Annotated in this window: 16 protein-coding genes; 2 read left to right on the top strand and 14 right to left on the bottom strand. The window is 66.8% G+C overall.

What is annotated here, in order from left to right; all coding sequences use genetic code 11:
* From HU751_RS26805 to HU751_RS07925, 4 genes are read right to left on the bottom strand one after another with little or no spacing between them, the layout of a single operon-like run.
* The gene (locus tag HU751_RS26805; protein WP_225933246.1) at positions 1 to 1,878 is read right to left on the bottom strand and encodes a hypothetical protein; all 1,878 of its coding nucleotides are present in this window, start codon (positions 1,876 to 1,878) and stop codon (positions 1 to 3) included.
* Positions 1,871 to 2,710, bottom strand: coding sequence for a hypothetical protein (locus tag HU751_RS07935; protein ID WP_186735964.1), 840 nt, complete (start codon positions 2,708 to 2,710; stop codon positions 1,871 to 1,873). Before HU751_RS07935 ends, HU751_RS26805 begins: the two co-directional genes overlap by 8 nt.
* Positions 2,707 to 3,279 (bottom strand): DUF4123 domain-containing protein, encoded by a 573-nt coding sequence (locus tag HU751_RS07930; RefSeq protein WP_186735966.1) that lies wholly within the window; start codon positions 3,277 to 3,279, stop codon positions 2,707 to 2,709. The genes HU751_RS07935 and HU751_RS07930 overlap by 4 nt, the downstream gene beginning before the upstream one ends.
* Positions 3,276 to 5,384 (bottom strand): type VI secretion system Vgr family protein, encoded by a 2,109-nt coding sequence (locus HU751_RS07925; RefSeq protein WP_217862535.1) that lies wholly within the window; start codon positions 5,382 to 5,384, stop codon positions 3,276 to 3,278. The genes HU751_RS07930 and HU751_RS07925 overlap by 4 nt, the downstream gene beginning before the upstream one ends.
* A 356-nt stretch (positions 5,385 to 5,740) precedes the next feature.
* Here HU751_RS07925 and yiaY point away from each other — a divergent pair, with 356 nt between their 5' ends.
* Entirely contained in the window at positions 5,741 to 6,889 is a 1,149-nt protein-coding gene (gene yiaY, locus HU751_RS07920; protein WP_186735640.1) for an L-threonine dehydrogenase, read from the top strand.
* An 83-nt stretch (positions 6,890 to 6,972) separates the two neighbouring features.
* On the opposite strand, the gene HU751_RS07915 is transcribed toward yiaY, so the two are convergent.
* The 4 genes from HU751_RS07915 to HU751_RS07900 all read right to left on the bottom strand — a co-directional run bounded on the left by HU751_RS07915 (position 6,973) and on the right by HU751_RS07900 (position 13,837).
* Complete coding sequence (locus tag HU751_RS07915; protein ID WP_186735642.1) at positions 6,973 to 8,166, bottom strand: DUF8534 domain-containing protein; 1,194 nt, start codon at positions 8,164 to 8,166, stop codon at positions 6,973 to 6,975.
* An 87-nt stretch (positions 8,167 to 8,253) separates the two neighbouring features.
* Entirely contained in the window at positions 8,254 to 8,721 is a 468-nt protein-coding gene (locus HU751_RS07910) for a VOC family protein (RefSeq protein WP_186735644.1), read from the bottom strand.
* A gap of 270 nt (positions 8,722 to 8,991) precedes the next feature.
* Positions 8,992 to 10,611: an NADP-dependent glyceraldehyde-3-phosphate dehydrogenase gene (locus tag HU751_RS07905; RefSeq protein ID WP_186735646.1), complete on the bottom strand. Its 1,620-nt coding sequence runs from the start codon at positions 10,609 to 10,611 to the stop codon at positions 8,992 to 8,994.
* Between the two features lie 97 nt (positions 10,612 to 10,708).
* The gene (locus tag HU751_RS07900; RefSeq protein WP_186735648.1) at positions 10,709 to 13,837 is read right to left on the bottom strand and encodes a dermonecrotic toxin domain-containing protein; all 3,129 of its coding nucleotides are present in this window, start codon (positions 13,835 to 13,837) and stop codon (positions 10,709 to 10,711) included.
* A 136-nt stretch (positions 13,838 to 13,973) separates the two neighbouring features.
* Between HU751_RS07900 and HU751_RS07895 the strand changes: the two genes are divergently transcribed.
* Positions 13,974 to 16,217 carry a putative bifunctional diguanylate cyclase/phosphodiesterase gene (locus HU751_RS07895; protein WP_186735650.1) on the top strand — a complete coding sequence of 748 codons (2,244 nt, stop codon included), beginning with the start codon at positions 13,974 to 13,976 and terminating at the stop codon, positions 16,215 to 16,217.
* Here HU751_RS07895 and HU751_RS07890 read toward each other — a convergent pair.
* The 6 genes from HU751_RS07890 to HU751_RS07865 are packed head-to-tail and all read right to left on the bottom strand — an operon-like array spanning position 16,214 to position 23,081.
* Positions 16,214 to 16,990: a ChbG/HpnK family deacetylase gene (locus HU751_RS07890; protein ID WP_186735652.1), complete on the bottom strand. Its 777-nt coding sequence runs from the start codon at positions 16,988 to 16,990 to the stop codon at positions 16,214 to 16,216. The two genes, HU751_RS07895 and HU751_RS07890, sit on opposite strands and share 4 nt — an antisense overlap.
* Positions 16,962 to 18,134 (bottom strand): GNAT family N-acetyltransferase, encoded by a 1,173-nt coding sequence (locus tag HU751_RS07885; RefSeq protein ID WP_186735654.1) that lies wholly within the window; start codon positions 18,132 to 18,134, stop codon positions 16,962 to 16,964. Before HU751_RS07885 ends, HU751_RS07890 begins: the two co-directional genes overlap by 29 nt.
* A gap of 4 nt (positions 18,135 to 18,138) precedes the next feature.
* Positions 18,139 to 18,828 carry a GNAT family N-acetyltransferase gene (locus HU751_RS07880; RefSeq protein WP_186735656.1) on the bottom strand — a complete coding sequence of 230 codons (690 nt, stop codon included), beginning with the start codon at positions 18,826 to 18,828 and terminating at the stop codon, positions 18,139 to 18,141.
* Positions 18,829 to 18,862: 34 nt separating this feature from the next.
* Entirely contained in the window at positions 18,863 to 20,773 is a 1,911-nt protein-coding gene (locus tag HU751_RS07875) for a hypothetical protein (RefSeq protein WP_186735658.1), read from the bottom strand.
* The gene (locus tag HU751_RS07870) at positions 20,770 to 22,074 is read right to left on the bottom strand and encodes an oligosaccharide flippase family protein (protein ID WP_186735659.1); all 1,305 of its coding nucleotides are present in this window, start codon (positions 22,072 to 22,074) and stop codon (positions 20,770 to 20,772) included. The genes HU751_RS07875 and HU751_RS07870 overlap by 4 nt, the downstream gene beginning before the upstream one ends.
* Positions 22,074 to 23,081: a polysaccharide deacetylase family protein gene (locus tag HU751_RS07865; protein WP_186735660.1), complete on the bottom strand. Its 1,008-nt coding sequence runs from the start codon at positions 23,079 to 23,081 to the stop codon at positions 22,074 to 22,076. Before HU751_RS07865 ends, HU751_RS07870 begins: the two co-directional genes overlap by 1 nt.
* Position 23,082: the final 1 nt, after the last annotated feature.

The raw sequence follows: 23,082 nt of genomic DNA, 5'->3' as shown, positions 1-23,082 counted from the left end.
TTAGTTCCAGTGATTGATTTGAATGCCTGTCATGTTATTTGTTAGTTTGCTCAGGGAGCCCTGTGCGTCGAAAAATACTTGGGCGTGCATATAGGATATTTTTCTATCGTTGAATGCAGTGTTGATGGCGTCAATTTTGTCTATGACGTTTGAGTCTGAGTTGATTAGTTTATGGGGATCCCACCCTTGGGTTTTTCTCTCAATAAGCCGCTGAATTCTCCTGATATTGGCTTTTCCACCGTTTTCTTGGGTCTTTAGAAACCCCGGCGTCTTGGTTTTCCCCAATGTCGTCTTCACCTCGATCACCAGCAACGTCCCCTCGGCAAACTGCAACTCTTCCATCGGCGCCACCCCCTTGATCCCATCGATGTGATGCCGCATCTGCTGGTTCGTCGGGTTGCGCACGCTCATCGATGGCGGTGGCGGCACGTAGACCAGCATGTCGATGCCCTGGTCGCTCTTGTTCTTCAAACCGAACTGGCTGGCTCGCGAGGGATGGGTGCTCATGCCGAGGATGTTCTCCGGCTTGACCTTCCAGTGGCTGACCAGCGCCGCGGCCAGTGCCTCTTCGCCTGCATCGGCCACCACCCGGGTCAGGCCGCCGCCCATGCGCACCGGCCCGACGGCGTGGCTGATCAGCGCCACCAGGCGGTCGCGCATCGTCGTGGCCATGTAGGCGTAGTCGGCACGCCCGCCGACCACCTCCAGCGCTATCCGGCTGGCGTTGCGGTCGATGGCGTGCAGCTCGCTGGCGCGCACCGCCAGCCCGCCGTCGCGGGCCGGGCGGTCGATGCGGGTCTCGAGCACGCTGACCTCGCCGGCCTCACGCCGGCCCAGGCGGCGTACCTGCTCCTCGGTCAGTGCGGCGTTGTCCAGGCGTACCGTGGTGACGCTGCCGGGGCGCAGCTTATGCATCAACCAGCGCGCGCCGCCCAGGGCGTTGGGCAGTAGCAGGGCCAGGTTGATGGCCATGAACACCTGCTTGCCCCGGGCCTCGGCGGTGGTGGGGTTGGCCAGGCTGGCCAGCTCGGTGAAGAACGCTTCGCCGATGCTCAGGCCTTCGCCGGTGATCATGCGGCTGCTGCCGTCGACCATGGCGTCGGCGGCCAGGGCGCCCTCCAGGGCGAGGAAGGCGTAGCGCCCGGCGCTGACGCCGCCGCGAATGCCGCGCACCACCGGTACCGTGGCCAGCAGGCCGAGGGCGAGTTCGGCGGCGCCCTTGACGCCCTCCCAGGTGCGCGACCTGGCCTTGGCCTCGGCGAAGTGGGTGGCCAGTTGCGTGCAGGCCTGGTCGATGGGGTAGAGGCCGCTGGGCGAATGCCAGGTGTAGGGCGGGCTGATGTGCCGTTCGCCCTGGTCGTCCAGGTACTCCTCGCGGGGGGCTTCGGACCAGCGGGCGTGGGTGAAGGTGGCAAAGTAGATGCTGTGGTCGGCGAAGAAGAAATTGCTGTGCAGTTCGAAGCCCATGCCCTGGTGGGTGCGCACGCCCATGTGGTCGAGCACGGGCGGCGCCAGGTCGTCCAGGCGCATCTGCTCGTCGACGCAGACCAGCTGCAGTTTTTCGCGCGCGGCGAAGGCATGGAACTCGGCGAGCCAGGCGTCGCCGTAGGTGCAGCCGGCCTGCTCCAGGACCTGCTGCAGAAAGGTGTCGCGGTGGTTGCGGGCCGTGTCGCGGATCCATGGGTTGTCGCGGAACCAGGCGGGGCCGACGCCCTGGCGTGGAATGCCCAGCAGGAAGTCGCAGCCCTCGTCGCCCTCGAGGGAGAACATCGCGCCGGGGAGGGTGCAGGGGATGCACAGCTCGACGGGCTTGGGCAGGTTGCCGTCGAGGACGTCCTGGTAGATCTTGTCTTGGGATGAAAGGGCTGTTTCAGGCATGGGTCACGACCTCCACCAGCGTGCGTTGATAAGTCGTCAGTAGCCCGGCCAGCGTGGCGCGTTTTTCCCTGGAGGATGTTTGCTGGTCCAGTGCCGCCATCCACTCGGTGAACGCCGCGCTGAGGAAGAAGGCGCGGCCGAACACGATCGCCAGCAAGATGTGCTGCACTATTTGGCTACGTTGCAGTGCGGGCTGTTGTGCCAATGCATCGGAGAGCTTCGGGATGCGCCAGCCGTAATGACGGTAGGCGAGCACTTCCTGGCCATTGAGCTCGCGATGGACCAGGGGCGGCAGGCCATAGCGCTCACAGGCATCCGTTTCGTAGGTGCGGTAGATCTCCTCATGCGTCTCCAGCGCCAGGCCTCGGTGGGTCATGAGCCGGGCCAGCGTGTCCCAGAGCCGATCCATCTCCCAGGTGTCGTCATGCCAGCCCAGCAGGTCGAGGAGGACGGCAAGCATGCCGGGCAGCACAGCCTGCTGGCGCTTGCCCTGGGCAATCGCCTGCGCGGTCAGCAGGTGCAGCCGTTGGTCATGGTGCAGCCCATCGACCTCAAGCTGCGAGCACAGTGGCTGGCAGCTGGGGTCGTTCCACCAAGCGAGCCCCAGGAGCACGTGGATCAAGGTCTGCGTGGCGTACTCGGTGGCGTCGGGGGAGTCACTGCTCCAGGTGATGCTGCCCGCCTGGTCGATCAGATGGGGAAGACGCTCCTGGGTGATGGGTAGATGCGCCAGCGCATCGAAGTGCTCTTTCAGGTAACGGACAAGCCGGCGATTGGCGTTTTGCCGGGAGGCCGTGGTCAGGGCGTCGAGGTCGAGGGTGGGCAGTTTCACCGGGCGACCTCCATGGACGGTGCCAGCCAGGCCAGGCAGCCGTCCTGTTCGCAGTCTTGCGCGGTTTGTTCGAACAAGGGTTGAACGCCTTGTGCCAGGCCGGTCTGGGGGACATGGAAATACAGCTGGCGTATGCGGCCATGGGCGAACAGGTCTGCCAGGGCCTGCGGTTGTTGCGCCAATGAGGCCACATACAGGTGCAGCGAAGCGGGATCGCCAAGGCGCAGGAAGTAACGCTGTCTACCCTGTTGCACTTTGCCGAAACGCCGCAAGTGCGATGCCAGTTCCGCGAGCGGCAGGGTGCTCTGGACCACGGAGCAGGCGAACGTCGCCTGTCGGCTTGCGAGCCAGGTATCGAGGTCAGCGCCGGGCAACAGTTGCAGGAGCAGTGGCGCATGGTTTTCCAGGCCCGGGCGCAGGTGCAGGTGCCACAGGTATTGGTAATGCGCGCCATGGAACTCCAGCCGCCCCGGCAGGCCAGGCACGGCGCAGGCCTCCGCCAGCAGGTACAGAGGCTGGTCGGCGCTGACTGGCGCACCGGCCTCGCTCAGTTGCCGATGCAGGCTCATGCGTCGTCCTCCCCGGCAAATGGGCATTCCTCGATGAGGGGCGTCCCTTCGCGGATTGCCGCTTCGATGGCCTCGACCTGGGCCTGGACCGGGGGATGGTAGGTGACGTTGCCCTTGAAGCGGATGTTGAGGGCTTCGAGGGTGATGCCGTCGGCGTCCAGGATGATCTTGCCGGCGGGGCCGCGGATATGGATTCGCTCGGTGCCCTGCAGCATGTACGACGGTGTCAGCAGGCGCTGGGCCGTGCGGGCCTCGAGGGTCTGGGTGCCCTCGATGATCAGCGTCTGGTCACGCCCGATGCTCAGGTGGTGGTCGCTGCCGATCGTCTCGCTGCAGGCGTTGCCGATGGTGTGCACCAGGTTGCGGTCGATGTCGGTGAAGCAGTCCTGGCGCACATGGTCGCGGCGGTCGCGACCGGTGCTGAGTGTCGCGTCGCGGGCAATGCAGGTGCTGCTGTCTCGGCCGGTGGAGAGGGTGCGATCGTTGCCCACGGTGTGGCTTTCATCGTGATTGATCTTGGCGTTGAGGTCCCGCTGCGCATGGATGAACACCTCTTCCTGCCCCAGCTCATCCTCGAAGCGCAGCTCGTTGAAGCCTTGCCCCTTGTGGGTCTTGCTCTTGATGGTCATGCGCGTGCGGTGCTTGGGCAGTTCGTAGGGCGGACGCTGGTTGCCGCAGTAGGTACGGCCGGTGATCATCGGCTGGTCGGGATCGGCGTTGACGTACTGGATGACCACGTCCTGGCCGATTCGCGGGATGGCCATGGCGCCCCAGCCGCCGCCGGCCCAGCCCTGGGAGACCCGGACCCAGCAGGAGCTGTACTCGTTGTCGCGGCTCTCGCGGTCCCAGGGGAAGCTGACCTTGACCCGGCCCCACTCGTCGCAAAAGATTTCTTCGCCCTCGGGGCCGACCACGGTGGCCATGTGCGGGCCGTCGATGCGCGGCTTGGGCGGCGCCTCGGGGCGCCATTCGATGCGTCCAGGTACCAGCAGGGCCTTTTGCGTGTAGCGCGTGCCTTGCTCGGCGCCGGCGGCTTCCTCCTGCAGGCTGGTGAACTGCGCGCCCTCGTGGCGCACGCTGGCCACCCGCCAATGCATGTTGAGGTCTGCGCGGGGGTGTTCGACCAGATCGAAGCTCAGGCCCGGCTGCAGGCGCACGTCGTCGCCCTCGACCTCGGCGATGCGCGCATCGTGGCGCAGGGCGGTGAGACGGGTGCGGGTGAAGGGGATGCCGACTTCGTCGCGCTTGTAGCGGCCGGGGTAGTCGAAGCGCTCGTAGTCGTCGGCCTGGTGCTGCAGGTCGCTGGCGTTGAACTCCTGCTGCAGGTGGTAGGCCGGGTGGGTGAAGGAGTAGTCGCGCTGCACCTGGCGGGCCGTGCGCACCTGTTCGCGGTAGTGCAGGCGGCGCAGGCAGGGGCGGGCCTGGTCGCCGCCGCTGTTGGCGTGGTAGAGCACGGCCAGTGGATCGGGGTAGTCGTCGTCGATGAAGCCTTCGTCGTCGTCATCGTCCTCGGGCTTGACCAGGCTGGAGCTGATCATGCCCAGGGTCAGCACGCGGTCGCTGACGAGCAGGCGGTGGCCCTTGGCGCTGTGGACGAAGCGGTAGATGAAGCCTTCCTCGGCGGCCAGGCGGGTGATGAAGGCGAGGTCGGTTTCGCCGGCCTGGACGCAGAACTCGCGGGGCGCGTGGGGGAAGCTGTGGCCCAGTTCGAAGTCGGTGATGCGCTGGGCCTTGAACAGGGTTTCGAGGATCTGCGGCACGCTCTGCTGCTGGAAGATGCGCCAGTTCGAACGCAGCCCGGCGCGGGCCAGCTTGGGCTCGATCACGGCCTGGTAGCGGGTGCGGCAGTTGCCGGTGTCGCCCTGGCTGAAGGCGCTGATCAGGCCGTGGACGTGGCGCATCGGGCGCTGGCCGCGCAGGATGGTGAACAGCGCGGGCTTGTCGAGCAGGTGGCCGAAGTCGACGTTGTCTTCGTAGCTGACCAGTTCGAGCACCAGCCGGAACGGGGTGCTGAGGGCTTCGTCGAGGGTGAACGAGACCACTTCGAACGGGTCCTGGCTGGCCAGGGGCTCGAAGCGGTAGCTCAGGTCGGATTGGCGGGTCATGGCACTCCAGTGTTTATATGTAACTAGTTGTTATCTGGAATTGTCAGGGCTGCCGTAGAGTCCGTAGGACCCTGTAAATGGCGAGCAAGAAAATGTCCCTGGCAAAGACGAAGGCCTAGGCTAGAACGCTATTTAAAATAATTAAATAAACTTTGCGTTCTTGTTTTGGTGGGTTTGTAGGATGTTTCTTAGTTGGTGTTTTATTAATTGTTACTACTTGGTAAAAGAATCCGGTCAGACACAACTAGATTCGTTTTCTCGAACCCCGGCACGCATCAGTCTTGCCCTGGATCAACGCCTCCACGCCCATTCCGGCGGATGCTGAAAACCTACCGTCAGCTTGAGAGGATCCGGCCATGAGCAGCACGTTCTTCATCCCCGCCGTGAACATCATGGGCATCGACTGCCTGGACGAGGCGATGACCGCTATCGCCGGCTATGGCCTGCGCAAGGCACTGATTGTCACCGATGCCGGGCTGGCCAAGGCCGGCGTCGCCGAGCGCATCGCCGGGATGCTGGCCATGCGCGACATCGATTCGCGGGTGTTCGACGGCGCCAAGCCCAACCCGAGCATCGCCAACGTCGAGGCGGGCCTGGCGATGCTGCGTCGCGAGGGCTGCGACTGCGTGGTCTCGCTGGGGGGCGGCTCGCCCCATGACTGCGCCAAGGGCATCGCCCTGTGCGCCACCAACGGCGGGCATATCAGCGACTACGAAGGCGTGGATCGCTCGGCCAGGCCGCAGCTGCCGCTGATCGCGATCAACACCACGGCGGGCACGGCCAGCGAGATGACCCGCTTCTGCATCATCACCGACGAGGCGCGCCACGTGAAAATGGCCATCGTCGACCGCAACGTCACGCCGATCCTCTCGGTCAACGACCCCGCGTTGATGGTCGGCATGCCCAAGGGCCTCACCGCCGCCACCGGCATGGACGCGCTGACCCACGCCATCGAGGCCTATGTCTCCACCGCCGCCACGCCGATCACCGACGCCTGCGCGCTCAAGGCCGTCAGCCTGATCAGCGACAACCTGCGCCAGGCGGTCGCCGACGGCGGCGACCTGGTGGCGCGGGAAAACATGGCCTATGCCCAGTTCCTGGCGGGCATGGCGTTCAACAATGCCTCGCTGGGCTATGTGCACGCCATGGCGCACCAGCTGGGCGGCTTCTACGACCTGCCCCATGGTGTGTGCAACGCGGTGCTGCTGCCCCATGTGCAGCGCTTCAACGCCAAGGTCAGCGCCGCCCGCCTGCGTGATGTGGCCAAGGCCATGGGGGTGAAGGTCTGCGCGCTGGACGCGGAGCAGGGGGCCGGGGCGGCGATTTCGGCCATCGAGCACCTGGCGGCGGCCATCGGCATACCGGCCGGGTTGGCGGAACTGGGGGCCAAGGTCGAGGATGTGCCGGTGCTGGCGGCCAATGCCTTGAAGGATGCCTGTGGGTTGACCAATCCGCGGGTGGCCAGCCAGGTGGAGATCGAGGCGATCTTCAAGGCGGCGTTCTAGCCCGGCGTCATCGCGGGGCTAGCCCGCTCCCATACAAGCCCGTTCCCACGAGGGCCGTGCAAACCGGCCCTTGTGGGGCTTGCTCAGCGTTCGCGCATGAAGAACCCGGCCACGTACTTGCGGAAGGTCTCCAGGCTCTTGAAGTCGGCGTAGCGCTTGAAGTTCTCGGCATCCGGCTCCGGACCGATCGGCTGCTCCAGCAACGACACCGACAGCACCCGGTCCTGGTCCGAGGTCAGCACCAGCTCGTCCATCACCTGGCCGCCGATCACCGGGCGGCGCATCAGCACCTTGACGCCCTTGCTCGCCATCCAGTCGATCAGCGACACCAGCGCCTTGAGCGGTTCGCGCTCTTCGTCGCGGTACACCGGGAACAGGTGCCCGCGTGACAGCACCGGCACGCTGGCGACATGGATCAGTTCGTAGAAATGGCTGCCGGCGGTGGCCGGCGAGTACAGCGCCAGGGCCAGCAAGGGGCCTGAAGCGCGGTTGCCGCCCCAGTAGTGGTGGTGGCCCTGGAAGTCGAAGCCGTCCTCGCTGCGGTTGTTGAACAGCTTGCGGCCCTTGATCTGGTCGACGCAGTCGAGCAGCAGGCCATGCCGGCGATGGTTGCCGAACACCGTGGCCTCGCGCAGGCGCGCCTTGAGCATCATCATGTGCTTCATGTCCAGGCGCGTTTCCAGGTAGTTGCTGGCCGGCACCCGTTCCAGCAGCGGGTAGCGCCCGGCGACGCCGCGCAGCTCGGCGAACTGGGCGGTGAGGTCCTTCTTCAGGTGGGTGGCGTAGACGTTCAGGCCGCTGGCCTCGATCCAGGTCAGCAGCAGCGACAGCAGGCGTTGCTGCTCGCGGCGCTCGCCGGGATCGCGTGCTCCGGTGGCCGTTTCGCCATCGCTGGTACGGCGGTAGTCCCCGAGCAGCCGCAACGGCGCATCCGGGGCCAGCCAGGCCGCGGGAGGCGTGTTGTCCTCGGCGCTTGTGCCGACCTCACGCTCATCCTTGCTGAACGGGCAACCCGGGGTGTGTTCGGGGGTGTCGGGGTTGTTGCGCAGGAACAGGGTGCCGGTGTTGCCGTTCAGCGACACGTTGAGCACCGGCAGGGCGTCCTGGCGGCAATCGCAGGCCAGCCACTGGTTGGCGCTGCGCACTTTCATCAGCCACTGGTTGGCCTGCAGCAGGCGGGGGCCGGCCAGGGTGCCGGTGGCAAAATTGGCCAACAGTTCCTCTTCGGCCAGGGTCAGGCTGCGCACCTGCGCGCCGGATTTTTCGATGATACGCATTGAGAGGCAGCTCCAAGCTACAAGCCTCAAGCTTCCAGCAAAGCGCGGCGGCTTTCAACTTGAAGCTTGCGGCCTGGGGCCCGCCGCTCACTGGCCGCTGAACAGCTTGGCGGCGCGGGCGCGGATTTCCTCGGGGGTGAGGTCTTCCTTGTGGGTGGAGACGAACCACAGGTTGTTGAACGGATCCATCAGGGTGCCGCTGCGGTCGCCGTAGAACTGGTCCTGCACTTCGCGCACTTGTGTCGCGCCAGCACGCAGGGCCTGGGCATAGACTTTGTCGCAGTCCTCGACATACAAGTGCAGGCCGACCCCCGGGGCCTTGATGTCCTCGCTGGGCTTGAGGCCGCCCTCCATGTCACAGGGTGAGCCGAGCATCAGCGACGAGTCGCCGATTTTCAGCTCGGCATGGCCGATGCTGCCGTCAGGGCCTTCGAGGCGGAACATTTCGATGGCGCCGAAGGCCTGCTTGTAGAACTCGATGGCCTTGGCGGCCTCCCTGATGCCGAGGTAGGGGGTGATGCTGTGCTGGCCTTCGGGGATGGGTTTGACTGGCATTTTCGTAAGCTCCTTTCACGTGGGTTGTTGTGTGCAACAGCCTGGTAATTAGAGTCGTCTACGCGGATGGAAAATCGACAGTCGCGTTATATCGATTGTCGATTAAAAACCTGTTTTGTGGCTCATGCGGTCAGGGGTAGGAGCGGCCTTGTGTCGCGAAAGGGCTGCGTAGCAGCCCCGGCGATTGATGCTTTTACGCTGAAAATCTGGGGCCGCTGCGCGCCCCTTTCGCGACACAAGGCCGCTCCTACAGGGGAAGTGTGTGAAGCTTTAGAAAATGTAGTCGGTCGTCAGGAAACTCGACTGCCGATTACGGATGATCTCGCTGATCAGTTCCTTGTTCGCCTCCTGGAACCTGGTCGCCACCAAAGTACGAATGGAGAACACCCGCAATGCATCATGCACCGACAAGGTCCCCTCGGCGCTGTTCTTGCGGCCGTTGAACGGGTAGGTGTCCGGCCCGCGCTGGCACTGGGCGTTGAGGTTGATCCGGCCGACCTGGTTGGCGAAGGTGTCGACCAGCGCGCCGACGGTCTCGGGGTCGTTGCCGAACAGGCTCAGCTGCTGGCCGTAGTCGGAGTCGAGCACGTAGTCGATCACCGTCTGCAGGTCGCGGTAGGGCACCACCGGCACCAGCGGGCCGAACTGTTCCTCGTGATAGACACGCATGTCCTGGCTGACCGGGTAGAGCAGGGCGGGATAGAAGAACGAGCCACGGCTGTGCCCGCCGCCTTCATTGAGTACCCGCGCGCCCTTGGCGGTGGCGTCGGCCACCAGACCGTCGAGGTAGTCGACCTTGCCCGGCTCCGGCAGCGGCGTCAGCGCGACGCCCGGCTCCCAGGGCATGCCCGGCTTCAGCGCGGCGAGCTTGCGCTGGAATTTGTCGAGGAAGGCATCGACCACGTCTTCGTGCACGAACAGGATCTTCAGCGCCGTGCAGCGCTGGCCGTTGAACGACAGGGCGCCGGTGACGGCCTCTTCGACGGCGTTGTCCAGGTCGACCTGGGGCAGGACGATGCCGGGGTTCTTGGCGTCCAGGCCCAGGGCCGCGCGCAGGCGGTGCGGGCGCGGGTGCAGCTTCTTCAGGTCGCTGGCGGCCTTGTGGGTGCCGATGAAGGCGAACACGTCGACCTTGCCGCTGGCCATCAGCGCGCTGACGGTCTCGCGGCCGCGCCCGTAGATGACGTTGATCACCCCCGGCGGGAAGCTGTCGCGGAAGGCCTCGAGCAGCGGACGGATCAGCAGCACGCCGAACTTGGCCGGCTTGAACACCACCGTGTTACCCATGATCAGCGCCGGGATCAGTGTGGTGAAGGTCTCGTTGAGCGGGTAGTTGTAGGGGCCCATGCACAGCGCCACGCCCAGCGGCGCGCGGCGGATCTGGCCGAGGGTGCCCTGTTCGAGCTCGAAGCGGCTGGAACGGCGGTCGAGGTCCTTGAGCGCGTCGATGGTGTCGACGATGTAGTCGCAGGTGCGGTCGAACTCTTTTTCCGAGTCCTTGAGGTTCTTGCCGATCTCCCACATCAACAGCTTGACCACCGCCGTGCGCTGCTCGCGCATGCGCGCCAGGAAGGCCTCGACATGCTGGATGCGTTCGGCCACGCGCATGTTCGGCCAGGCACCGCGGCCCTTGTCGTAGGCGGCCACGGCCGCGTCGAGGGCGGTCAGCGCGGTGTCGGCGTCCAGCAGCGGCGCGCTGCCGAGGATCACCTGGCGTTCGCTGTCGCCCTCCTTGAGCCAAACCGGGCTGCGCACGGTGGCCAGCGGCCCGTCCCAGCGGCGCAGCTCGCCGCCGACCAGATAGTCGCGTTGCTCCAGCGGCGCGCCCAGGCGCCAGGCTTCGGGGATGTCCTCGGGGGTGGGAAACAGCGAATCGAGCAGACGGTCCATGGGTACTGCACCTCTCAAATCCGGATGGTGAAACGCTTCAGCCTGCGAGCATGCGCCGACCGGCTGAAAATTGCCAGCCTGGCGCAGCCGCACGCGGTCATTCCTCGAAGGGCGGCGGGAACACCTCGTCGTCCATCAGCCGCATCGCGCCGATCGACAGGCCATAGTCCATGGCTCGAGGGTCGGCGAACGTGCGCAGGCGCTGCCATAGTTGCGGCTGAGTGTAGTCCGGCAGGTCCTGCAGCCCGCGCAGGTCGCGGCGATACTGCAGCGGCAAGGTGTTCCAGATGCTCCAGTCGTCGACACCGGTGTCCTCCAGGATCTCTTCGTACTCGGCGTCGGCCACCAGCAGGTCGACGCCATTGTGCTCGTAGTAGGCCTGGATCTGTTGGCTGACGCGCTCGCTGAGTTCGGCGCTCTCCAGCCACAGGGCCTGGCCTGCCACCCGTGACAGGCGCAGGTCGTCCGGCAAATGGGTGAAGCGGTTATCGCGAAGATCGAAAATGATGGGCTGCCAGTCATCATCGCCGCGGATGCCGCTTGGCCAGTCGGTCAGTTCGCAGGTGTTGAGGTTGAGCATGTCCAGCGTGGCCAGGCGGCTCAGGTCCGGGCTGCGGGCCAGCGGGTTGTGGGACAGGTCGAGCAAGCGAAGATTGTCGAGGCGATCCAGGGCAATCTGGTTGGTGTCGTTCCAGAGGATGCTGTTACCTTGCATATCGAGACATTCCAGTGAATGTGGCACGGCTACCGCTGGTATTTGCTCGAAGCCGCAGTTCATCAGGTGCAGGCGTTGCAAGTGGGGAAACCGTTCGAGGAACTCCGCGGGCAGTTCGCTCAGGGCGGGGTTGGTGGCCAGGTCGATGCGCTGTATATGGGTGAAGCGATCAGGTAATGCCAACGAGACCAGGTCTTCGTTGGTCAGGGCCAGGTCGGTCAGGCTGACAAGGTGGATGACCTGGCCCTCTTCCTCGGAGTACTCCGAGATCCGTTGCCAGTTGCTCATCAGCCGTCGTGCGGCGGCCTGGCGTAGCGGGTTGTTGCCTGCCCAGGCACGCATCTGGTCGCGGAATGCAAGCAGTTGCCGTTCCAGTTCGGCGAGCTGCTGCGCCGGGTCCAGGCCGGCCTCGAACCATTGGGTCAGTTGTTCATTGACCTGGTAATCGGCTGTTTCGGGGTAGAGTGCGCGGTAGCGGCGCGAGAATGCGCCGACGTCGATGTGCTGCGCGGGCGGTGCAGGCTCGTCCATGCCGCCGCGCAGTTGGCCGTGGCTGCCCCAGCCTGACGTCGAGTCCTTCAGTAGAGGTCCGGCCATTGCAGGGTTCGACAGGGCCAGCGCGTGGATCTTGCGGCGCAGTTGATCGACGTCGGTGGCGGTCAGGCCAAGGGCCGCACGGTCGCCGGAGGACAGGGCCTGCACGATAGCACGGCAGAGGTTGTGGTCCTGTTGCAAGGGGACCGGTCGTTCTCCGAGGTAGGCTTCGTAGCCCTCGGCAGACTTGAGCACGGTACAGACACGACTGGCGTCCTGGGTACCGGCGACCAACAGCAGCGGGCCTTGGGGGGACGCGGCCCGCAGCTCCAGGCGCAGTTGCTCCGGCCAGCCAGGCAGCTGCGGCATCGCGTTGATGATCAGGCGCTCGCTCAGCAGGCTGGCTTGCTCGGGAAGATACAGCCCCTTCAGGGCGTTCTTCAGGACGCTCTCGTCACGCTGATCGACGCGCCGCAGGCGCTGGCTGCCGTCTTCGAGGGTGACGGGTTCGAGGCTCTCCATCAACGGGCTGCTGGCTAGGCGTGACACGGCCTTGCCGGCCAGATGCAGCCCGCCGATCAGCGCCAGGTTCAGGCCCACCGACTTGAGGTGGGCCATGGCCTGCTCGCGATCACCGACCTGCCAGGACTCATAACCTTCGTAGGCTTCATCCAGCAGTTGGTAGGCAATCACTGCGGTCATGACCGTGCCCAAGACGGGGACGAACATGCCGGCGATCATCAGCATGTCGAGGCCGGCGCTGGCCCAGAGGGCCTTGCGCGCCTTGAGCGCCTGTTCGTCGGCCTGCGCGGTGGGCACGGCCAGTTGTCCGGCCTCGTGCTTCAGGCGTGCCACGTGATCGTCGTGGAGGAAGTCGTACAGGTCTGCGGCGATGGGCAGGGTGCGCAAACGCAGGTTGCCACCGGCATTCTGGCGCAGGCGGCTGGCGAACCGGCCCTGTTGCTCGCTTGGAACGTAAGCCATGAAAGCCTGGTGAAACGGCTCTTGCTGCAAGTCGCTGCGTAACTGGCGGTGCAGGGTTTCGAGGTCATCGAAGGCGCGCAGGCTGTCTGCCTGTCCCGGCAGGTACAGCACGATGCCCGGAGTGCCGGTGTCGATCAGGGTCGCCTCGTGCAGGGTGATGCCGAACAGGCTCAGCTGGTTGCAGGGCAGCGCCTTGCCATCGTCCAGCAATGCCTGCAGCGCATCCCATTGCGCGCCACTGAGCTGGTGGCGTACGCGCGCCAGGTCCGCCGCCAGACGCAGGCTGTCCTGGTGAACGCGCCGCGCCGCCGGGCGCACGCCGGACTCGGCGAAGGCGGTATCGAGGTGATCCTGGTAAGCCTGGCCGAGGTCCAGTTCGCGACAGGTCCTGGCGAACGCCTCGGGTGTCAGTGCCAGGGGCTTGATCCGGATCTGCTCCGAAGGCAGGTCGATGTCGACTACGGTTTCGCTGTCGCCCAGGGTCGTCTTGCCGGTGACCACGCTCTGGCTGACCTGCCAGTCGCCGTCCAGGGCGAGGGCGCTGTCGCGGTTGAAGGTCACGGCGTCGCTGAAGTTGTGCAGGCCAGCTTCGAGCAGGCTGCGATGTTCGTGGTGGGTGAGGTAGGCCTGGAAGCTGTAGAGGTGCTTCACCCAGACCAGTGATGTACTGCGCAGCGGCGCGCTGAATCCGTGTTGCGTGCGCAAGCGTTCGCTGAGCAGGGGGTCGGCGAATTCGTTGATGTTCTTCAAGCCGCGCAGGTGTCGTGCCAGCGCACGTTGCGCCTGCATCAGGCGTGTCTGGCTGGTCTGGACCGCTTCACGCAGGTGCGGCGCGGCATTGGCGAACCAGGCCGCCTCGGCGCCGGGCAGGCCCTGCGCCGGCAGGATGGCGTCGCTCAGTTGCTGCCAGTGTTCGGCACTGGCCTCCCTTGCCCAGGTGGGCAGTCGGCGTTGCAGAAGGGCGTGGTGTGGGTGGAAGGTATCCGCTGTCATCTGTGGCTCCTTGCAAAGCGCACATCAGAGCAGCCGTGACGGGGCTGTCGGAGGTACAAGTTTGTACCGGCAAAACAAACCTCAATATTGGCCGCGCAGCGCCGATAACTGCGTAATTGCCTGCCATCGCCTGCCTATGATCACGCCTCAGCACCCTCAAGAACCCACGCCGACTCCAATCGGAACGTTGCGTCAATCGCTCAATCGCCTGCTGCCGGTCGGTCTCGCCCTGGTGGGCATCGGCCTGTCGGTGGCCCTGGGGCACCTGGATGCGCAGCGCGAGCGCAGTGAGCAACTTGGCAACCTTGCGGCCCGCCTGGCAGGGATGCGCGGCACCCTGGAAGCCCAGTTGGGCGCGGCATTTGGCGAGGCCGAAGGCATCGCCCAGTTGATCAGCGCCGACGGTGGCATCAGCCCGGCGCACTTTCACGGCATGGCCCGCGATGCCGTGCAGTCGGTCCCCTACATGCGTCATATCGCACTGGCGCCGGGGGATGTGATCAGCGATGTCTACCCGATGGCGGGCAACGAGCGGCTGATCGGGCTGGACTATCGCCAGCTGCCGGATCAGTTTCCGCTGGTGCGCTCGGCCCGCGACCAGGCCCAGCCGGTGCTGGCCGGTCCCCTGCAGCTGTACCAGGGTGGCCGGGCGCTGGTCTACCGTCGCCCGGTGTTCGTCACTGGCAAGCGCGGCGTGCGCTTCTACTGGGGCAATGTGTCGATCGTCGCCGATATCGACCGCTTGCTGCTGACGGCGGGATTGCGCCCGGATACCGAGTTCGAGGTTGCCGTGCGGGGCGTCGACGGCAAGGGCGCCGAGGGTGCGTTGATCTGGGGCGATCCAAAGCTGTTTGACACGTCGCAGGTGAAGATGAACGTGGAAGTACCGGGTGGCGTCTGGCAACTGGTGGCGGCGCCACGGGGCGGCTGGTCGGGGCTGGACCTGTTCGGTTCGCCGTTGTTCCTGTTCGCCCTGAGCTGCACGGGGCTGTTCAGCCTGTTCGTCGCCCAGCTCAACCGCAAGCAGCGCCTGCTCGAACAGCGCAACCGCGAGCTGCAGCGCTACCAGGCCCAGCTCGAACGCCTGGCCCATTACGACACCATCACCGGACTGCCCAACCGGATCCTGTTCCAGCAGCAGCTGGGCGCGGCGATCCTGCAGGGGCATGGCCTGGCGGTGCTGATGCTCGATATCGACGGTTTCAAGCAGGTCAACGACAGCCTCGGGCATCCGATGGGCGATCTGTTGCTGCAGCAGGCGACCGCGCGCTTCTTGCAGGAGCTGGACAGCCAGGACCGCCTGTGCCGCCTGGGCGGTGACGAATTCGTGTTCATGCTGCAAGGCGCCCAGGGCCAGGTGAACCATCAGGTCCGCGCCTTGCTGCGCTGCCTGCAGCGGCCATTCGACCTCAATGGCAACGCCGCCCTGGTCACCGGCAGCATCGGCCTGGCCTGGTGCCCGCAGCATGGCGAGGACGCCGATAGCCTGCTGCGCCACGCCGACACCGCCATGTACGCGGCCAAGGAAGCCGGGCGCGATGCCTGGCGGCCTTACCACCCGGACATGACCGAGCGCCTGCAGCAGCGCCTGGAGCTGGAACGTAACCTGCGCCGGGCGCTGGAGCACAACGAATTCGAGCTGTGGTACCAGCCCAAGGTCGATCTGTTCAGCGGGCAGCTGGAGGGCGTCGAGGCCCTGCTGCGCTGGCGCGACCCCGAGCATGGCCTGGTCTCGCCGGGGGAGTTCATTCCCCTGGCCGAGCGCACCGGGCTGATCATCCCGCTCGGCGAGCGGGTGCTGGAGCTGGCCTGCGCGCAACTGGCCGAGTGGCGCGCCGGCGATGGCCTGCCCGGACCGCTGGCGATCAACGTCGCGGCCTTGCAGATCGAGCGCAGCGACTACGTCACCAGCCTGGCCTCGGCGCTGGAGCGCCATGGCCTGCCGGCCAACCTGCTGGAAGTGGAGATCACCGAGAGCCTGCTGATGGAGAGCCAGCAGCAGGCCTGCGCGGTGCTGGCGCAGCTGCAGGCCATGGGCGTGGCCACGGCGGTGGACGACTTCGGCACCGGCTATTCGTCGCTGGCCTACCTGCGCGCGTTGCCGATCGATCACCTGAAGATCGACCGCGCCTTCATCAAGGACCTGCCCGGCGACGATGACGCGGTGGCCATCGCCCGGGCGATCATCGATTTGGGCCATGCCCTGGGTTTTCGCATCACCGCCGAGGGCATCGAGACCCAGGAGCAATACGATTTCCTGCGCCATGCCGGCTGCGATCAGGGCCAGGGCTTCCTGCTCGGACGACCGATGCCGGCCGAAGCGCTGCGTCGCTGGCTGGCCGAGAACCACGAACGGCGGCATCGGCCGCCGGGGCGTTAGCTCGCTTGCTCGATGCTCAGGCTCGCATACCCCACCCGCGGCACCTGCCCCAGGCGTTGCTCGACCAGCGCCAGCAGCGATTCGCCGCTGGCCAGGTAGGCGTCGCCGAAATCATGCCCACCCAGCGCGCTGGGATGGGCCACCAGCTCCAGCACGCCATGCTCGGGAGCCAGGCCGGCCTTGAGGTCGGCCGGGGTGCAGACGAAGTCGGCGGTGCTCCCGGCGAGCTGGCGCAGGCGCCAGTTGAGCAGGGTCTTGAACGCGCGCTTGGTCGGCCCGATGTTGTGCCCCAGGTTGCGCGCCAGGCGCACCGGCACGCCCTGGTCGCGGGCGAAGCGGGCGACAACGGTGCCCACCGGCCAGATGTTGTGCACGTGCTGGTGCGAGTCCAGGTGGCTGGGCATCAGGCCATGATCCAGGCAGTGTTTCCATTGGGCCTCCAACTCCGCTTCCACGGCGGCCCGCTCGCGGCGTGACAGGCGCAGGGTGCGTTGCTTCAGGCGCAGGTCGAACTCGCCGTGGGGCGTGCAGAAGCGTGGCTCGGCCAGGATTGCCTGGCTCAGCGGGCGACCGTAGGTGAGGTTGAAGTGCAGCCCGATGCGTCCCTTGAGCGCCGGCTGCTGGGCCAACGCGCAGGCGGCGGCAAAGGCCGGCATGTTGGCCATGGCCGTGGCCGAGCTGATCAGCCCGGCCTGGAAGGCGTGCAGGATGACCGCGTTGGTGTGGGCACTGAGGCCGAAATCATCAGCGTTGACTATGACCTGGGATGGCATCCGGGCGCTCCTGTGGCGGGGTGGGGGCGACAACATCGGCTTCGTTGCGCGGCGAGCGTCTGCGCAGGCGTGGTTTCAGCCAGTGCCAGCAGCGCTGCGCCAGGCCCAGCAGCACGCCGTCGGGGCGCCAGCTGTAGCTGCTCAGGCGCCACTGTTCGAGCTGGCCGGTCATGCGTTCATGCAGCTGGTGGCTGGAGTTGTCCAGGCTCACCCGCGAGGCGTCGATCCATTTCCAGTCGGCGTCCAGGCCCCAGTGGATCCACTCCTCCAGCAGCACGCGGCCGCTGCCCAGGTCACGGTGTTCGGGCACGAAGGCGAGGTTGTAGTCGTAGACCCGGCCGCGCTCCACCAAGCCCAGGCGGTAGCTGATGCAGCGCCCGTCCAACTCCAGCAGCACCAGGCACACCAGGCCTTCGCCGGCCAGCGCGGTGAAGGCCTGGTCCATCCACTGGCGGCGCTGGGGACCGGAGAAGATGCCGACCTCGTCGTCGCCTTTCCAGCTCACGGCCTCGACGGCGCTGATGGCGTCGAGCAGTTCAGCCATGTTCTCGGCGCTCGCCATGACCCGGCGCACGCTGGCGCCGCAGGCGTTGATCCGCTTGCGCGCGCGGCGCAGCTTGTAGCGCGGATCGCCGCTGACCTCCTGGCGATCCTGTTCGTTGATGCGGTGCACCGGCACGCGGCAGGTCAGGCGCTGCTGCCAGGTGGAACTGGCGCCGGCCCATTGGCGCAGCCAGCCTTCGTGCTCGGCGTTGTCCGGCACCTCGTTCAGTTGCAGCAGGGCATGGGGCAGGTGTTTGCGGATGGCCTGAAGGACCTGGTCGGCGTACAGCGCCGGCAGGTCGATGAGCAGCGCGATGCGGTCGCTCAGCGGATAGCCCAGGTGGCGTACCACCGGCGCGAACAGCGGGCCGAAGGGCTCCCGGGCGCGAACCAGGGGCAGGCACAGGCACAGGCGTTCGTCCTGGTAACCGAGCAGCACGCCGAGCCGCTGGCTGGGCAGCAGGGCGGCCTCGGCGGCGCGCAGCCAGCCGAGGTGGTTGAACGGCGTGCTGCCGGGCAGGCGCCGGCGCAGCGCCTCGTAGTCGGCGGCGGGGAAGTCGTCGCTGCGCAGCGAGGCGCACCATCTGAGCTGCAGGGCCATGGGTTCAGCCCGCCGTGGCCGAGGAGGCAGGCGCCTCTGGCTTGCGCAGCGGCTCCAGGCGCGAGGTGGTGTAACGGCTCTCGCGGTAGAACCTCCAGCGGCCGAACAGGCAGTACACGTTCATGATCCGTCCTTGCTCCTGATAGCCCATGCGCAGGTGCAGCTTGAGCGCCGGGATGTTGTGCTGCTCGCACACGTCCACCACCTTGGTGCAGCCCTGGGCGGCCATGGCCTTCCACAGCGCCAGCTGCAGGTCCACCGACAGCTCGGTGCCCCAGTACTTGCGGATCAGCTCGCCGCCGAACTCGAAGAACTCGCCCGGCCCGACCGGGAACCAGCAGCCGTAGTAGTGGCGGTCATGGTAGTGGCGGCTGCTGCCCCAGATGAACGCCACGGCGTCGTTGTCGTCGTCGAGGAACATCAACCCGGTGTGGCCCTCGGCGGCCAGTTCGCGCATGGTCTCGACGCGGTCGCCGAAGTGCCGGGCGAAGGCCTGCACGTTGTGCACGGTGATGCTTTCGACGCGCAGGCTGGCGTAGGGTTTGAGCCGGTGCGGCGGCACCGGGCTGACCAGGTCGCGCTCCATCCACAGCAGTTCCCAATGATAGAAGACATAGTGCCGGAAGGCGCTACCGAGGGTGTCGCGCAGTCCCTTGCGCTTGATGCGGTCCTGGATCTTGGTGAATGCAGTCATGGTGCCTCCTGGGCATGGCTGATCGAGGTGCGTCTCATGACGCGCTCCAGGTCAGGGCGAATACGGTCTGCCCTGGCAATTGAAAACGGACCTGGCCATTGGCGCAGCTGAAGCTGGCGCGGCGGCTCTGGTTGTCGGGGCCGAACAGTTCGAGCTGGCCGGCGGGGCAGTCGCCCAGGGCCAGCGCCACCTGTTGCAGGCGCTCGGCCTTGTTCACCCCCAGCAGGCTGCGCTGGTGCTGGCGGGCCATGGCCAGGGCGTCGACCTCGAAGGCGTCGTTGTCCAGGGCCAGCACCTGGTCCAGCCAGTGGCGCTGGATGAACTGTTGGGCCAGGCCCACCGGCTTGAGTTCGTAGCGTTGGTCGCCGGTATCGCGCAGCATGCCCTTGGGCCATTCGGGCTCGTCGGCGACATGGAACCAGTTGAGCATGTCGAGCAGGCCGTCACTGGCGGCGTTGATCACCACCGAGGTCCACCACAGGCCGGCGTAGTGGGTGTTCTGTTCGTAGGGGCTGAGGCTCGAGCCGCTGGACAGGTTGGTCTGGTCCAGCAGCAATGCCTTGCGTGGCCGGCCCTGACCATCGAGACCCACCAGCTCGGCGGCCTGGCGCACGCTGTTGCGGTAGCTGCGGGTGGCGAGCAGGTCGCGGACCATCCATTCGTGCCAGGCCAGGGCGTCGATCTGCGCGCCCTGTTCGGCGAGCAGGCGCCGTGCCCAGTCGATGCCGCGGCGTTGCTTGCCGTCGTCGGTGAAGGGCCCGCCGAGCAGGCGCGAGGAGGCCGGCATGGCGATGCGCACGCCGGCCTCGCGGGCGCCGGGGTACTCGCGCACGCGCCTGGCCATGGCCTGGAAGAAGTCGCGGTAGCTGGCGTAGTCGCGATAGTTGAGGTTGGGCTCGTCGGCAAAGGCCAGGTAGTGGGTGCCCTTGCCGCCCAGGGCCTTGGTCGCCTCGAGCCAGGCGTCGAGCCCATCGCTGCTGGTGCGGTCGCTGCGCAGGTCGGCGACCCGGGCGCTGCCGGCCAGCAGGGTGATGTCCTGGAGGATGCCGAAGCGTTCCTGGTAGAGCTTGCGCCAGGCGTTCTCGAAGTCGGGTTGGCGTTGCAGCACGTCGACGAAGCTGTAGAAACCGGCGGCCTGGGGACGCAGGGCGTCGAGGGCGGCAAAGCTTGAGGCCGGCGGCAGTACATAGGGCAGGGCCACCCCTAGCCTTGGCGTGGGGCCGAGTACTTTGCTGCCTAGGGCCAGGCGCACCTGGCCCGGTTGCTGGGGCAGGTCGCCCAGGTCGTCAGCACGCTGGGCGAACAGGTTGGCGCTGCCGTCGAGCCAGAACGCCGCCTTGCCGCTGCCCTGCAGGCCCAGGCGCCAGGTCTCGTCGTGGCTGCTGACCGGCAGCGGCTGCTGGTCGAAGCGCCAGTAGGCGCGGTACGGTTTGAGCGGCAACTGCACGCGGCGACCGTCACCGAGGCGTTCGGCGAACAGCCCGTGGACGCCGCCGTGGTGCTTGCCGGCCAGCACCGCCCGTTCGCCGGCCTTGACCCGGAAGTACAGCTCGACACCCGGCCCGACCTCGGCGCTGAAGTGCACCTTGGCCGGCGCGAACAGCGCACGGGTGCTGGCATCGTGTTGGATACGGTAGTCGCGGAAACTGTAGCCGGGCACTTCCAGGCGATAAGTGCCGCCACCCGATGCCAGGGGCCAGCGCTGCTCGCCGCGCACCTGCGCGGCCTCGATGCGCCGTTCGCCTGCCAGGCGCCCCTGGCCGTCCAGCAGGTACAGGCGCTCCGGGTTGGCGTCGGCCTGCCAGGCCGGGCGCCACTGGATGCGCAGTTCGTCGGCGCGGGCCGGCAGCAGGTACAGGCTGCCATCGCGGATCTCGCCCCATTGCACGGGCGCGGCGAGCGCCGTCTGCGCCAACAGCGTGGTGCACAGCAGCAGGGCTTTCATGCCGCCCTCCGTTGCAGCATCTGGCGCAGCGGAGCCAGGTCGGCGGGCAGGATGATCAGGGTCTGGCCCAGCGGCACGCCGCTGAGGCGGCAATACAGGACCAGCATGGCCAGGGTGACCGCCAGGTAGGCGATGGATGAGGCCGCCGCAGCGCCGACGATGCCCCAGGCGGGGATCATCAAGACGTTGAGCACCAGGTTCAGCGCGGCGCCCGCGCCCATCAGCAGCGACACCGTGCCGGGGCGGTTCTTGCCCAGCAGGTCCAGGCGCAGGATGCTGGCGTAGCACAGGCCGAGCAGGCCCGGCAGCAAGGCCAGCAGCGCCGGATAGGCCGGCGCGTAGTCGGCGCCGAACAGGGTGACGATCAGCCACTGACCGATCAGCGCCATGCTCAGGCAGGCGCCGAGCATCACCGTGGCGGTCAGGCGCAGGGCCAGGGGGGTCAGGCGTTCCATGCCGGCGTCCTGCTGCAGCAGGCGTTTCATCAGCGGCGTGGTCACCGCCTCGGGGACGATCAGCAGCAGTTCGGCGGCGGCGCTGGCCATGGCGTAGTGGCCCAGGGCGGTGCTGCCGAGCATGGCGCCGATGAACAGGTAGTCCGAGCGCAGGATCACCTGCTGGAACAATAGGTCAGGGTGGCTCTTGGCGCTGTAGCTCAGCAGCTCGCGCTGGCCGCCGCGATCCCAGCGCAGGGCGAGCGGGTGCTGGCGGCGCAGCCACCACAAACCCAGCACCAACACCAGGGCGATGCCGCACAGCCAGCTGATCAGCGCGGCCTCCAGGGCCTCGTCGCGCCACATCCAGAACAGCCCGAGGAACAGCAGCAGCGGCGCCAGCGACTCGGTCAGGCGCAGGGCGTTGAAGGCGCCAACGCCGCCGCTGGCGTTGTGCAGGGTCAGCAGGCCGCTCTTGAGCACGGTCATCGGCACCGCCAGCAGCAACAGCCAGGCCAGCAGGCCCAGCTGCACGGTAATTTCCAGGTCGGTGCCGAACTCGCGCACCAGGAACACGCAGACCAGGGTCAGCAACCCGGCCAGCAGGCAGCCATAGACCAGCACCTGGGTCAGCAGCAGGCCCATGTCGCGCTGCTTGGCCGCCTGGTAACCGACCGCGCTGTTCAGGCCGCCGCTGGTGGCGGCGCTGAGCAGGTCGGGCAGGGTGCTGAGCAGGGCGAACAGGCCGCGCTCGCTGGGCCCGAGGATGCGCGCCAGCAGCACGTTGCGCAGCAGGCGCAGGGCGATCATCGCAAGCTTGGTGCCCATGCTCAGCGCCAGGTGGCGCAGGTAACTGTTGCGGTTCATCAGCGTTCTCCGCGGCTGATGCGCCAGGCCAGCAGCGAAGGCCGGCTGGCATTGCGCTGGCTGACGCCTATGCGCGGCAGCGCCAGCGGGTCGTCGTGGCCCTGGCAGATGCCCGGGCGGGTGCTCAGGGCGTAGGGGTAGCGGTGCGCGGCGACCCGCGCGCGCACGCGCTCGTCGTGGTCGCCGTTGGGGTAGCAGTACACCGGCAGCGGTTCGCGGCAGCCTTCGTTGAGCGCGGCGTGGCTGCGTTGCAGCTCTTCGTTGAGGCGGTGGTCGTCCAGGTACGGCAGCAGGGCATGGCTGGCGCCGTGGGGGCCGAAACGCACCAGGCCGGAGTCCTCCAGGGCGCGCACCTGCTGCCAGTCCATGGCCTGGGGCAGCGACTCCGGCGGGCAGGCGTCGGTCAGCACATGCAGGGCCTGGGGGCTGAGGCTCTTGAGGGTCTGCAGGTAGCGCGCCAGCACCAGGCTGCGGGCCTTGCTGTGGTCGTGCATGAAGTAGGCCGCAGGCAGTGGCCGGCCGAGCTTGCGCAGGCGCTCGATCAGTTGCCGGCGGGCCTCCTCGCCGTGGCTGCCCCACAGGGTTTCGCCGACGCTTTCCCACCAGAAGCGCTGGCGGCTGCCGATGTAGTCGGTGGACAGGAAGATGCTCGCCGGCACCTGGTGGCGCTGCAGCAGCGGGAAGGCGTTGACGGCATTGTCGCGCCAGCCGTCGTCGAAGGTCAGGGCCACCTTGGGGCGGGTATCGCCGCGGGGCTCCTCGTGGCTCTTGAGCAGGTCCATGAGGCTGACGCAGTCGAAATGCCGGGGCAGCCAGCGCAACAGCCCTTCGAAGGCCCGGGGGCCGACGCACAGCTCGTTGCGATGGGGCAGGGCGGCGCTGGCGTCATCGGCCAGCACCCGGTGCAGCATGAGGATCACTCCGGCGCCGCGCAGTTCGGCACGGCCACGCGGCGACTTGAAATAGAACCAGCCACTGGCCTGCTTGATGTGGGTCTTGATCGGCATG

Origin of the sequence: Pseudomonas peradeniyensis (assembly GCF_014268935.2) — a bacterium.
Classification (GTDB): Bacteria; Pseudomonadota; Gammaproteobacteria; order Pseudomonadales; family Pseudomonadaceae; genus Aquipseudomonas; species Aquipseudomonas peradeniyensis.
The sequence above is the reverse complement of the archived record's forward strand: the minus strand, read 5'-3'. Positions and strand labels throughout refer to the sequence as shown.